Here is a 13,342-nt window from a genome sequence, read left to right as displayed (position 1 = left end):
ATGAAAGAGAGTTTACTTTTAGCAGTGCTTGTATTCTATCCGTTTATCGGAGGACTCCTCGTCTATGCTGTCGGGAGGAAACAGGAGAAATATAGAGAGTATCTGGCGGATTTTGTGGCAGTCAGTGAGTTTGTCCTGATGCTGATCCTGGCAGTTCTGGCGCTTAGCGGAGCGGGGCCTTCGGAGGACGGCCTGTATATGAGCCTTGAGATTCCGGAAATCTGCGGTTTTGGAATGACATTTACACTGGACGGATTCCGGGTGATCTACGGATTGATCGCGGGCCTGATGTGGACGATGACGACCGTTCTGTCCGGAGAATATTTTTTGCATCATAAGAATAAAGACCGGTTTTATCTGTTCCTGCTCTGGACTTTGGGAGCGGTGATGGGAGTCTTCCTGTCGGCAGATTTGTTTACGACCTTTATTTTCTTTGAGATTATGTCGTTTACTTCCTATGTGTGGGTGGCGCAGGAGGAAAATGAGCCGTCCCTTAAGGCTGCGGAAACGTATCTGGCGGTCGCGGTCATAGGGGGGCTGGTGATGCTGATGGGCTTATTCCTTCTGTATCATGAGCTGGGAACCCTGACGATGACAGAATTACTTTCGGCCGCGGCCGGGTGTGAAAACAAAAGGGTTCTGTATGCGGCGGGAGCCTGTCTTTTCGTGGGCTTTGGAGCAAAGGCAGGCGCGGTTCCGCTTCATATCTGGCTGCCGAAGGCTCACCCGGTGGCACCGGCTCCTGCGTCGGCGCTGCTTTCCGGTATTTTGACGAAGACGGGACTTTTCGGAATCCTGGTGATTTCGGCAAGTATTTTCCAGTACGATGGCGCATGGGGACGTCTGGTTCTGGTAATTGGCGTGCTGACTATGTTCGGCGGCGCACTTTTGGCCGTATTTTCGGTAGACTTAAAACGGACGCTGGCGTGTTCTTCCATGTCGCAGGTCGGATTTATCCTGGTCGGACTTGGCATGCAGGGAATGCTTGGAAGTCAGATGGCGGCGTCTGAAGGCGAAATGGCGCTTAAATTCCGGGAAGGGTATGAAATGGCCGTGCACGGAAGCCTGCTTCATATGGTGAATCATTCCCTGATCAAGCTGGTGCTGTTCATGGCGGCCGGAGTGATCTTTATGAATGCGCATGCGCTGAATTTGAACCGGATTCGCGGATACGGAAGAAAGAAACCGCTTCTGAAAGGAATCTTTCTGGTCGGAGCGCTGGCGATTGCCGGAATTCCGCTTTTCGGAGGATATATCAGTAAGACGCTGATCCATGAGAGTATCGCAACATACGGCGGCGGCTGGGTGATCCGGGCGATTGAGTATGTGTTCCTGATCTCGGGAGGACTGACCCTGGCCTATATGACGAAACTTTTTGTAGCTGTATTTGTGGAAGAAAATGAGGACGAGGCCCTGCAGGAGGAGTACGACGGGCAGACCGTTTACATGAATAAAGCGAGCACCACCTCGCTATCCGGCGCGGCGGCTGTTCTTCTGGTGTGGGGACTGTTTCCCCACGGAATCATGGACCGGGCGGCAGAGCTTAGCCAGGGAATCTTCCAGTTAAATGAAAGTGAGCATGTAGTGTCTTATTTCAGCCTTAAGAACCTTTCAGGCGCGCTCATTTCCATCGTGATTGGCGGGGCAGTGTATATGGGAATCATTCGCCCGCTGCTGATGAAAAAGGGAGAGGACGGCAGGCGCAGTTATATTGATGCATGGCCGGTCTGGCTGGATCTGGAAAATTTGATTTACCGGCCGCTTCTTCTTACGGTTCTGCCGTTGGTATTTGGAATTGTATGTAGAATCGTGGATAGCCTGGTGGACTGGATCGTGGTGGCGCTTCGAAAAAGTATATACCGCGACAGTCCGCTGCCATATGAGCGGACGGAGGGAAATGTGTTTACCGAGGCGCTGGGAAAGGTGCTGAATTTCCTACAAATGATCCGGAATCTGACCTGGGGACGGAAAAAGCCTTCCCACAAGGATTATGTGCATATTGCGGCGATGCATAATGAGATTATCAAGGAAAGTAATATGATTATTCAGAGGAGTCTGTCATTCGGACTTTTGCTGTTCTGTATTGGACTTTGTCTGACGCTTGTCTATATTATATGGTGGTAAAGAAAATAACTCTGCGGAAGTAAGGAGATTACTTCCGACAGAGCTATTTTTATTTGCCAAGCATACCTGAGTGAACGTCTGGTGGACGTTCATCTCGGTCCTTTTAGATCAATGCATCAATGACTGCCGCCGCCTTTAATGCCTGCTGGATAATGTAAACCGTCTCCGGCCTTATATCTGCCGCATCCGGAACCGGATAAGGAATATTGTCCAGAAATGCAATGGAAAGCATATATACGTAATATTCGTCCGTCACCTGTTCCTCGGCCAGCGCGTCCCCAATCACCCGCATCTCTCCGGTATTCTGCTCCTTGCCGAGGCTCATGTTACTTAACGTTTCCAGCATGATGAAAAAATGCTCATCGTCCCAGGCCGAGAGGTACATGCATTTACACAGCCCCTTTGTGAAAAAAGGCTGGCCGGAATAGCAGTCCATCAATTCTTTAAAACGTGTTCTGTGTTCTGAATTTTCAAATAGCTTTGCCTCGCTGAGCGCCGCAAGGCACTGATCCTTCCAACTCATATAATTCCACCCCCATCATTTGTAATTCTCCGTTTTATTAAGATAAAGTATATCGTGAAACGGCCTGTTTTTCAAGACAGTATAGAATTCTGTATCAGGCAGGGCAAAAAGAAATGCAAAAAAAGCACGTATCTTATTGACTAATTGAATTGATAGTATTATTATGAACACATGAACGGTTGCTCATATGTTCAAAAACAAAAATTACTTATCACAATCAGGAGGACATTCAAATGAAGAAAAAATTCAAACTGGTAGATTTAGACTGTGCGAACTGCGCTGCAAAGATGGAGAATGCCATCAAGAAAATAGATGGTGTGACCGACGCGAATGTGAGCTTCATGATGCAGAAGATGACGATTGAAGCCGACGACGCCAGATTTGACGAGATCATGCAGGAAGTAGTAAGGGTCTGCAAGAAGGTGGAGCCGGATTGCCAGATCCAGATGTAATGAGCAAGTACGTGAAGAGAATCAAAGTTTTATGACAGGTATTTGGTGGAGAGGTGCAATATGACAAAAAAACAGAAAAACATGCTTTATCGTATTATAATAGCAGCCGTGATCTACATTCCACTTTTTGTGATGGAGCATATGGGGAAGCTGGAATTTGAGACAACATTTCCGATAAGCTTCCTTCTGTTTATGGTTCCATACGTGATCGTTGGGTGGGATATCGTATACCGGGCAGTGAGAAATATCAGCCACGGCCAGGTATTTGACGAGAATTTCCTCATGTGCATTGCCACATTCGGGGCGCTGGGCGTGCAGGAATATTCTGAGGCGGTGGCCGTGATGCTATTCTATCAGATCGGCGAACTGTTCCAGGGGTATGCAGTCGGCAAATCCCGCCAGTCGATCAGCGAGATGATGGACATTTGCCCGGAGTACGCCAATATCGAAGTGGACGGACAGCTAAAGCAGGTAGATCCCGATGATGTCAGTGTGGGCGATATCATCGTAGTCAAAGCCGGTGAACGGATCCCGCTCGATGGCGTTGTGGTGTCGGGAACCTCCTTTGTGGATACCTCTGCCCTCACGGGTGAGTCCGTACCGCGCAAGGTGGGCGAGGGCTCCGAGATTATCAGCGGCTGCGTGAACGGAAGCGGACTTCTGAAGGTAAAAACGACGAAAGAATTCGACGATTCCACGGTGGCAAAGATCCTGGAACTGGTGGAGAATGCGAGCAGCAAAAAGGCAAAGGTGGAGAATTTTATCACCAAATTTGCAAAATATTATACGCCGTTTGTCGTATGTGCGGCTGTGGTGCTTGCCATTTTTCCGCCGCTTGTGCTTTCCCAGCCTTTTGGGGAATGGCTGAAGAGAGCATGCATTTTCCTTGTAATTTCCTGCCCGTGTGCGTTGGTGATTTCTGTGCCGCTGGGCTTCTTTGGGGGAATCGGAGCGGCGTCGAGACAGGGCGTTCTGGTCAAGGGAAGTAACTACCTGGAAGTGTTGTCCGAGATGAAGACCATCGTATTTGACAAGACAGGGACGCTGACCAAAGGCGAATTCGCTGTCTCAAAGATCCTTCCAGGCGAGGAATGTAAGGAGGAGGAGCTTTTGGAAATGGCGGCGCTGGCGGAAGGATTTTCTGACCATCCGGTGGCGGGCGCGCTGAAAAACGCCTATGTGGAGCGTGTGTCATCTGCGCTTTCCATGGAACGTGTCGCAGATGCCAGAGAAATCCCGGGACACGGTATCATGGCCAGAATCGATGGAAATCTCGTCTGTGCCGGCAACGCCAAATTGATGGAAAAAGAGGGCGTCTGGTACGAGGCGAATCCGGAGCCGGGAACCGTGGTGTACCTTGCAAAAGATGGAATCTATATGGGGTCCATCGTGATATCCGACACCGTAAAACCGGAAGCAAGGCAGGCAATTTCCCAATTGAGGCGAAGCGGAGTCGCAAAAACGGTCATGCTCACCGGAGACCGCAGGGAGGTCGGCGAGGCCGTAGCTCATGAGCTTGGTATTGATCAGGTTTATACGGATCTGCTCCCCGGAGATAAGGTTGACAAAGTGGAAAGCCTGCTTTCGGAACTTGGAGAGAAGGAACGTCTCGGTTTCGTGGGAGATGGAATCAATGATGCTCCGGTCCTTGGCCGTGCAGATATAGGAATCGCCATGGGAAGCATGGGTTCTGACGCCGCGATCGAAGCGGCAGATATCGTGCTGATGGATGACGATATCATGAAGATCTCTGCGGTAATGCGTATTGCTAGACAGACCTTGAAGATCGTAAAGCAGAATATCGTATTTGCACTTCTTGTTAAAGCGGCAGTCCTGCTCCTGGGCGCACTTGGCATGGCAAATATGTGGGAAGCGGTGTTTGCGGATGTTGGTGTATCCGTAATTGCGATCCTGAATTCGATGCGGACGCTTAAGGTGAAATAGAGAGAAAAAAGAATGTGCGAGTGCACATTCTTTTTTAAATAATAAACTCCTTGATTTTTCCATACAAAACAGGTAGAATAGACTCCATTCGGGAAAGGATGAATCTTATGGAATTACTAATAGACATTATCATGGATGCGGCTTTGGATACGGCGAAGCTAATACCTTTTTTATTCCTGACCTATCTTGCAATGGAATATCTGGAAAATAAGGCAGGGGAGAAGACGGTGGAATTCCTTCTTGGTGCAGGAAAGAAAGGGCCGTTGATTGGCGGAATTCTGGGAGTAGTCCCACAGTGCGGTTTTTCTGCCGCCGCCGCGAATCTCTATTCCGGCGGCGTGATCACGGTGGGAACGCTGATCGCAGTATTTTTGTCTACCTCAGATGAGATGCTCCCGATTCTGCTCTCAGAGCGAACGAAGGTATCCGCTATTCTTCTGATTCTGGGAGGCAAAATGACCGCGGGGGTCGTAGCCGGTATCATAGTGGATTTTGTGGTGCGGATGCGGCACAAAGGGGAGCAAAGAGGACTTCATATCCACGAAATCTGCGAGAGAGACCACTGCCATTGCGAAGAGGGAAGCATTTTGAAATCAGCATTTACTCATTCGGTACAGATCGTTCTGTTCATTTTTGTAATCACGTTGGCATTAAATGGGCTGGTGGAATGGATCGGAATGGAACGGATCGTCAGAATGATTTCCAGTTATCCGTTTGTCAGCATTTTCCTTACAGCCCTCGTGGGGCTGATTCCCAACTGCGCGGCTTCCGTTGCCATCACAACCTTCTATCTGGAAGGAGTGTTATCTGCCGGAAGTATGTTCGCAGGCCTTTTGTCCTGTGCAGGGATCGGACTGTTGGTTTTGTTTCGTACACATAGAAACTGGAAAGTGAACTTGCAAATCATGGGGTGTCTTTATGTAATCAGTGTAGTCTGTGGGATTTTGGTGGAATTTGTGATCCGGTGAAAAAATTTAAGCAGCTTTTGGAAAGCAGAAACATGAAATGAGGAATAATCCGAATATCAGGGGGAGAAAAATGTCCTTTGAGCTAAATATTAGCAAAATGAATAAAAATTTAAAATTAGAACTTGCCACTTGCGTTTCTATTATGTAAGATATAGAAGAGAGATAAATTACGACAAAATACAAAGGAGGAGAGGAAACTCATATGGCAGCAAAAGGTTTTATTGGAGAGTTCAAAGAATTTATCAGTCGCGGAAACGTGATGGATATGGCAGTTGGTGTTATTATTGGAGGTGCCTTTTCCGCGATTGTCAGCTCACTGACGGAGGATATTATTTCTCCAATTCTTGGACTTTTCGGAGGAATGAACTTTGATAAGCTTTCCGTGAATATTATGGGAGAGGTGACGCTTAACTATGGTAAATTCATTACGGCGATAGTGAATTTCCTGATTATGGCGCTCGTCATTTTCCTTATCATGAAAGCAATCAATGCGATGAATCAGGCAGCGGCTAAGATGTCACACCATCAGGAAGAAGCAGCGGCTCCGACAACAAAGATTTGTCCCTATTGCAAATCCGAGATTCCGATCGACGCAGTAAGATGCGCACATTGTACTTCTGAACTTACAGAGTAGAAGGAATGAAGAAAGTAGAATGTCCCGTTCACATTTTGATGAAAGTGAATGGGACATTTTTTATTTCATAGGAAAGTGCGTCCTATGAAATAAAAACGCTTCGCGAGGGTGCCTGGTGCCAGTGACACCCGGTTAACACCGACTGGAACGGAGAGGAGACGCACTGCGGCGGAGAGGAATTATGTCGCTAAAGCGACCCGCCGCAGGCGGAGAATCCTGCGGAGCAGGATCCTTTTTTACTGCCTTACTTCGCAGAAGAGGAGGTTTAGAGATAGTACTCACATTCCTTGCGGACAGAACAGGCTTTTTTGAGTGCAAGCGAAGCGGCGGCTACCATTGCACTGTTGACATTTCTTGCATTTTTTGGACATTTGACTACACAGCGCATGCAGGAGATGCATTTCGTTTTATCCGCTGTTTTGAGATTTGTATTGTCAATGGCGTCTGCAGGACATTGATTGGCGCACAATCCACAGTTTACACAAGCAGAATCTGCTTTTGGCACAAGCCCTACGCCGCCGGCTTTTTTGTACGGACGATTCCCGGGAATAACAAAACTGTCGCTTACAAGAGATCCGGATAACTTTTCAAGGATTTTTGCACCGATTTCTTTCATATTCTTTTCATCTGTTGCATCAGGGCGCCCTGCCGCATATTGATGCATGATAGAATGCTCTGCTACTGCCGCAACTGCGGCCACTACAGAAAAGCCGCAGGCCTTTGCCAAATCTTCCATTTCGACCAGAGTGTCCTCGTAGGCACGGTTTCCATAAACGCAAAGTAATACACAGGGCATACCGTTTCCCTGCACTTTTTTTAAGCGCTCAGCCGCCAATGCGGGAACCCGTCCGCCATAGGAGGGAAGCGCAATAACGGCAATCTCTTCGTTACCTGCGGCAAAACTGACAGGTTCAAATGCTGTATCGGATATGTATGTGCGTAGAGCCGAATATGCTGGACAAATTGATAGGAATTCATCAAAACCCATCACCGATGTGCCCGGTCGGAAGTAATATCCAGGCAGTCCTGTATGATTCCTATGACAAAATCCGTTGTGATTTAATCCATAGCATGAAATCGATTAATTTAAAGGAAATATTAGATTCGTATCACGAGAGAATAAATGCCTGAATTAATGATAGCTGGACAAATGTGCCTGCAGGTCATTTTCTGTTGCCAAAGAGAAATAAAACTACTATAATGAAAAAGTGTAGATACCGGTAAGGAAATGTTTGTTTTTGTTGACAGCTATCGGTATTCTGCTATACTATTTAAGAGAAAAAATACGGAGAATTTGGGCAGATAAAGAATTTTTCGTAGATTCTGCAGAGATGCAGAATGATAGTAGAGAGGAATAGCATTATGGAAAATATTATTTTAACAGGCGACAGACCAACAGGACGTCTTCATGTGGGACATTATGTGGGGTCCTTAAGGCGCAGGGTGGAATTACAGAATTCCGGTGAGTATGATAAAATCTTTATTATGATCGCAGATGCGCAGGCACTTACGGATAATGCAGATAATCCCGAGAAGGTACGTCAGAATATCATCGAAGTAGCGCTGGATTATCTGGCGTGCGGGCTGGATCCGGAGAAATCTACCTTATTTATCCAGTCTCAGGTACCGGAGCTGACGGAACTCACATTTTATTATATGAATCTGGTGACAGTGTCCCGTCTTCAGAGAAACCCAACGGTGAAATCCGAGATCCAGATGCGGAATTTTGAGGCAAGTATCCCGGTCGGGTTCTTTACTTACCCGATCAGCCAGGCCTCTGATATCACTGCATTTAAAGCGACTACCGTACCGGTAGGGGACGATCAGCTTCCGATGATCGAGCAGTGCAGGGAGATCGTGCATAAGTTCAACAGTGTGTACGGTGAGACCTTAGTGATGCCAAAAGCATTGATCCCGGAAAACGAGAGCTGCTGCCGGCTTCCGGGTATCGACGGAAAAGCCAAGATGAGCAAGTCTCTCGGAAACTGCATTTACCTTGCGGACACCGAAGAGGAAGTACAGAAAAAGATCATGAGCATGTTCACGGACCCGAATCATCTGAAGGTTTCCGATCCGGGAGAGGTAGAAGGGAATCCGGTATTTATCTATCTGGACGCATTTTGCCGGGACGAACATTTTGCAAAATATCTGCCGGATTATCAGAATCTGGACGAACTGAAAGCACATTACCGCAGAGGTGGCCTGGGCGATGTGAAAGTAAAACGTTTCCTGAATTCTGTGATGCAGGAGGAGCTTGCACCAATCCGCGCCAGAAGAAAAGAATTGGAAAAACGAATTCCTGAGATTTACGAGATTCTGCGAAAGGGAAGTATAGAAGCAGAAAAGGTCGCTGCCGAGACGCTTCGAGAGGTCAAAGAAGCCATGAAGATCAACTATTTTGACGACATGGAACTGATTAACGAGCAGGCGAAGAAGTACGGCGAAGAGAAATAATCATCATTTCTGTAATGGAATAAGATAATCAGCATTTCGCCGTCTGCAAGGATACATTCAGCGAAGTGCGTAAAAGAAAAGGAGATAGATATTATGGGAAAATATTTTGGAACAGATGGTTTTCGTGGCGAAGCAAATGCAGTACTTACTGTAGAACATGCGTTTAAGGTGGGTCGTTTCCTGGGCTGGTATTACGGACAGGATCACAAGGCGAGAGTCGTGATCGGAAAAGATACCAGAAGAAGCAGTTATATGTTTGAGTACGCCCTCGCTGCAGGACTTACCGCTTCCGGAGCCGACGCTTATCTTCTTCATGTTACAACAACCCCAAGTGTATCCTATGTGACCAGAACAGAGGATTTCGATTGCGGAATCATGATCTCTGCCAGCCACAATCCGTACTATGACAACGGTATCAAAGTGATCAACGGCAAGGGGCACAAGCTGGAGGCTGAGGTCGAGGAGAAGATCGAGGCATACATCGACGGTGTTACCGGCGAGATTCCACTTGCGCAGAAAGAAAATATCGGAAAGACGATCGACCATGCGGCAGGAAGAAACCGTTATATTGGTCATCTGATCTCTCTTGCCACACGTTCCTTCAAGGATATGCGGATCGGACTGGACTGTGCGAACGGAAGTGCTTTTGCAATCGCCAAGAGCGTTTACGATGCACTTGGAGCAAAGACTTATGTGATCAATAATGAGCCGGATGGAACCAATATCAATACAAACTGCGGTTCCACGCACATTGAGGTGCTACAGAATTTCGTGAAAGAGAAAAAGCTGGACGTAGGTTTCGCTTACGACGGAGATGCAGACCGCTGTATCGCAGTCGATGAGAATGGCAATGTAGTCGACGGAGATCTGATCCTTTACATTTGCGGAAAGTACTTAAAAGATCACGGACAGTTAAACGACAATACCATCGTAACGACAGTTATGTCCAATATCGGTCTGTACAAGGCCTGCGATAAAGTAGGACTTCGCTATGAAAAAACCCGCGTAGGCGACAAATATGTTTACGAAAATATGATGACGAACGGTTATGTTCTCGGCGGCGAGCAGTCCGGTCACATCATTTTCAGCAAACACGCAAGAACCGGCGACGGTATCCTGACCTCTCTTATGATCATGGAGGTTATTATGGAGACGAAGATGAGTCTTAGCAAACTCGCTGAGCCGGTCACAATCTACCCGCAGCTTCTTAAAAATGTGCGCGTATCCGACAAAAAGACCGCTCGCGAGAACCCGCAGGTAGTAAAAGCCGTAGAGGAAGTAGCATCAGCCCTCGGCGACGACGGCCGCATTCTGGTACGCGAGAGCGGAACCGAGCCGGTAATCCGCGTCATGGTAGAGGCTACAACCGACGAACTCTGTGAAAAATACGTAAACCAGGTAATCCAGGTGATGGAGGCCGAAGGTTTGGTGGTAGCATAGAACGGTAGATTCAGACAGAGGAGGCGTAGCGATGGAACCGAAAACATTTGGCACATTAAAGATGATCATATGGATTGCGGCATCCGTCGCACTTACCTATTTTCTGTCAAAGCTATTGCTCGGACATATATTCGTCACGACGGGAATGGGGGCAGTCGGAATCGTAGTAGTGATGGCTGCAGTCATATTCCCGATATCGTTATTCATTGTAAACAAATTGATTTGTTGTATTAAGAAGAAAAAATAGCAATTTGTAAATCAAAAAGTGACTTTTGAAAAAAGACTTCCTGAGTGAGATGATCTCGGGGAGTCTTTTTTGCACCCTACTTCAACAAATATGTGTATACTAATTAGAAACGTTTCTGTTGAGGACAAAAACCAAATATATTTGGCAGGAAAAGCCTGTTATTAAGTAGAATGACGTAAGGGGGGAAGAAAATGGACGAAGGTATGATACTCGCACGTATTAAAAATAAAGAAGAGGCGGCATTGGAGGAGCTACTGGAATCATATGGAGGTTATATCACCGGAGTCGCCTCAAAAATTTTGTTGCCCTATATGTGTCAGGAAGACGTCCAGGAGGTCGTAAATGATACATTTTACAGTCTGTGGATACACAGTGAAAATATAGATTTAAGTAGAGGCAGTTTGAAAACCTATCTGACAGCAATCGCCAGGAATCGTGCAAGAAATAAATTTCGCGAATCTCCCCGGGAAGTGCCGCTTCGGGAGCAGGATACCGTAGAAGTCGACGAGCTGTTTGAGAAAATGGTACAAAAAGAACGAGCCGCGATCATCGGACAGGCCCTAAGAACACTAAAGGAAGAAGAAAGAGAAATTCTGATCAGGTATTATTTTTTCTATCAGGATACCAAAGAAATTGCGGAGCTTTTGAATATGAGGGTCAATACGGTCAAATCAAAACTCCGCAGAGGAAGAAAAAAGCTGGAAAAACAGTTAAAGGAAAGGAGAGAAGAATTATGAAAATGAGCATGACAGATATAATGACAGATATTCCCGTTGAAGAACTGGAAAATATGATAAACAAAAAAGCAGAAAAACGTCACCAGACAGCATCACCGCATCGCCGCCGTTATTGGCATATTGCCGCCATTTTCAGTGTTATCTGCATTCTTGCAGGCTGTACCGGATATGCGGTACTTGCTTATCCTGAAATTTTCAGCCGCTATTTCGGAAAAGAGACAGAAGAACTGTCCCAGGAGTTGATACAGATCGGAAAAGAACAGGCAAAAAATGGGAATTACAATATAGCGGTAGAGGCCATCATGGCAGATCAACAGGTGAAACGAGTCCTGATATCCGTAACCGCATTAAATGATGAAAGCTGGCTGCGCCTGAATTCGGGAGAAAATGTTTTTCATATGATCGGAGCCACTTCTACGGAGGAGTGTACAGAAAAGGAAGCTGAAAAAGGAAGCTACACAAAATACTATCTATGTAAACTCCAAAATGACCTCAATGAGTGCACAGCGGTAGTAGGAGAATGGAATACAATATGGAAGGAAAATACAGAAGAAAGTGTAGAATACTTTGAAAAAAGCAATTGCCTGCTCCTCCCGGTCCAGGTTGCTCCAAAATCCGAAAGAAGTATTTTAATATATCCCGAAAACACCCGGTTTTTATGGGACATACCTCTGGAAACCATAGAAATCACCCCTCTTGCCATAACATTGAGCGGCACAGCAGAAAATGAACTTGCCATACAGGAAAACAAGAAAAAACAAAAACCCGAAATCCTGGCAGAGACCAAAGACGGCAAAACAATCTGCCTTCTCTATGAAGCCACCACCCCCCTAAGCCCCCGGGCCGCCGAAGCCGACGAATTTCAGAGAATCAACCTGGCAGAAAGCAATCATGGCAGCAAGATTCCAGATTCCAACACCGCCAGATACCAGGCCATTTACCCCTTCGTCCAGGCCCTGGACACCGCCCAAATCCAAAAAATCTGGATAAACGGAACAGAGTACCCCTTCAATGTACAGCAGTAAAGCCTCACAAAAGACAAGAAATAACTCTATGGCCACCCAACACCGTTCCCCACACACCTCCGTCCCGTCTTGAAATACGTTGAGAAGCCGAGGAGGGCGGGAGGAGGATTGCGAAGGTTAAGTGGAATGGGCGCAGGATCCGTTCCGCAGATGTTAGTGCCCGGCGCAGGAGGTCCAATGACCGACTACGCCGGACACTTACATATGCGTGAACTAGCCGAAGCCCATGAAACGTCTGAGCAATCCTCCTCCCGCCCTCCTCAGCGTCCACCACCTATTTCAAAAAAACCATTTGAATTTCCCTGCCACTTGTGCTAACATAAATATAACAATATTCCCACCAAAAGAAAAAGAGGTAATAATCATGCTGATAGAAATTGATTTTAACAGTGACGAAGCCATTTATATGCAGCTCCGCAATCAGATCATTATGGGAATAGCTACCTCCATGATTCATGAAGGCGATCCCCTTCCTTCCGTGCGTCAGTTAGCCGACAACATCGGAATCAACATGCACACGGTCAATAAGGCATACAATGTATTGCGGCAGGAAGGTTTTATTCAATTAGACCGCCGAAAAGGCGCCGTGATCTGCATTGATGTGAACAAATTGCAGGCGCTTGAGGATATGAAGGAACAACTTCGCATTCTGCTGGCGAAGGGAAGCTGTAAGCGCATCACGAAAGAGGAAGTACATGCTTTGGTGGATGAGATTTATGCCGAATACGGCTGCTGATTTTACAAAAGCATTTTGTGAAAATGAAAACTAGATATAAGGAGAAGCCAGATATATT

13 protein-coding genes are annotated in these 13,342 nt (G+C 46.7%); 11 read left to right on the top strand and 2 right to left on the bottom strand.

The features are described from left to right. Positions 1-2,124 carry a complex I subunit 5 family protein gene (locus tag ABXS75_16205; protein XCP84576.1) on the top strand — a complete coding sequence of 708 codons (2,124 nt, stop codon included), beginning with the start codon at positions 1-3 and terminating at the stop codon, positions 2,122-2,124. Positions 2,125-2,227: 103 nt separating this feature from the next. Here ABXS75_16205 and ABXS75_16200 read toward each other — a convergent pair whose 3' ends face one another. After that, complete coding sequence (locus tag ABXS75_16200; GenBank protein ID XCP84575.1) at positions 2,228-2,647, bottom strand: hypothetical protein; 420 nt, start codon at positions 2,645-2,647, stop codon at positions 2,228-2,230. Positions 2,648-2,880: 233 nt separating this feature from the next. Here ABXS75_16200 and ABXS75_16195 point away from each other — a divergent pair, with 233 nt between their 5' ends. The 4 genes from ABXS75_16195 to mscL all read left to right on the top strand — a co-directional run bounded on the left by ABXS75_16195 (position 2,881) and on the right by mscL (position 6,645). Next, positions 2,881-3,099, top strand: a complete 219-nt coding sequence (locus tag ABXS75_16195; protein ID XCP84574.1) for a cation transporter — start codon at positions 2,881-2,883, stop codon at positions 3,097-3,099. Positions 3,100-3,159: 60 nt separating this feature from the next. Continuing rightward, positions 3,160-5,043 (top strand): heavy metal translocating P-type ATPase, encoded by a 1,884-nt coding sequence (locus ABXS75_16190; protein ID XCP84573.1) that lies wholly within the window; start codon positions 3,160-3,162, stop codon positions 5,041-5,043. Between the two features lie 107 nt (positions 5,044-5,150). After that, a complete protein-coding gene (locus ABXS75_16185) occupies positions 5,151-6,011 on the top strand; it encodes a putative manganese transporter (protein ID XCP84572.1) in 861 nt (286 codons plus the stop codon). 202 nt (positions 6,012-6,213) lie between these two features. Then, positions 6,214-6,645, top strand: coding sequence for a large conductance mechanosensitive channel protein MscL (gene mscL, locus ABXS75_16180; GenBank protein XCP84571.1), 432 nt, complete (start codon positions 6,214-6,216; stop codon positions 6,643-6,645). Positions 6,646-6,910: 265 nt separating this feature from the next. On the opposite strand, the gene ABXS75_16175 is transcribed toward mscL, so the two are convergent. Then, a complete protein-coding gene (locus tag ABXS75_16175) occupies positions 6,911-7,633 on the bottom strand; it encodes a 4Fe-4S binding protein (protein XCP84570.1) in 723 nt (240 codons plus the stop codon). Between the two features lie 374 nt (positions 7,634-8,007). Here ABXS75_16175 and trpS point away from each other — a divergent pair, with 374 nt between their 5' ends. The 6 genes from trpS to ABXS75_16145 all read left to right on the top strand — a co-directional run bounded on the left by trpS (position 8,008) and on the right by ABXS75_16145 (position 13,284). After that, a complete protein-coding gene (gene trpS, locus ABXS75_16170) occupies positions 8,008-9,099 on the top strand; it encodes a tryptophan--tRNA ligase (GenBank protein ID XCP84569.1) in 1,092 nt (363 codons plus the stop codon). Between the two features lie 93 nt (positions 9,100-9,192). Continuing rightward, entirely contained in the window at positions 9,193-10,539 is a 1,347-nt protein-coding gene (gene glmM / locus ABXS75_16165) for a phosphoglucosamine mutase (protein ID XCP84568.1), read from the top strand. A gap of 31 nt (positions 10,540-10,570) precedes the next feature. Next, complete coding sequence (locus tag ABXS75_16160; protein XCP84567.1) at positions 10,571-10,786, top strand: hypothetical protein; 216 nt, start codon at positions 10,571-10,573, stop codon at positions 10,784-10,786. Positions 10,787-10,977: 191 nt separating this feature from the next. Beyond that, complete coding sequence (locus ABXS75_16155) at positions 10,978-11,523, top strand: sigma-70 family RNA polymerase sigma factor (protein ID XCP84566.1); 546 nt, start codon at positions 10,978-10,980, stop codon at positions 11,521-11,523. Then, positions 11,520-12,548: a hypothetical protein gene (locus ABXS75_16150; GenBank protein ID XCP84565.1), complete on the top strand. Its 1,029-nt coding sequence runs from the start codon at positions 11,520-11,522 to the stop codon at positions 12,546-12,548. Before ABXS75_16155 ends, ABXS75_16150 begins: the two co-directional genes overlap by 4 nt. A gap of 364 nt (positions 12,549-12,912) precedes the next feature. Beyond that, positions 12,913-13,284, top strand: a complete 372-nt coding sequence (locus tag ABXS75_16145) for a GntR family transcriptional regulator (protein XCP84564.1) — start codon at positions 12,913-12,915, stop codon at positions 13,282-13,284. The last annotated feature ends 58 nt before the right edge of the window (positions 13,285-13,342 follow it).

It is taken from the genome of Roseburia hominis (assembly GCA_040702975.1).
Taxonomy (GTDB): domain Bacteria; phylum Bacillota; class Clostridia; order Lachnospirales; family Lachnospiraceae; genus Allocoprococcus; species Allocoprococcus hominis_A.
The sequence above is the reverse complement of the archived record's forward strand: the minus strand, read 5'-3'. Positions and strand labels throughout refer to the sequence as shown.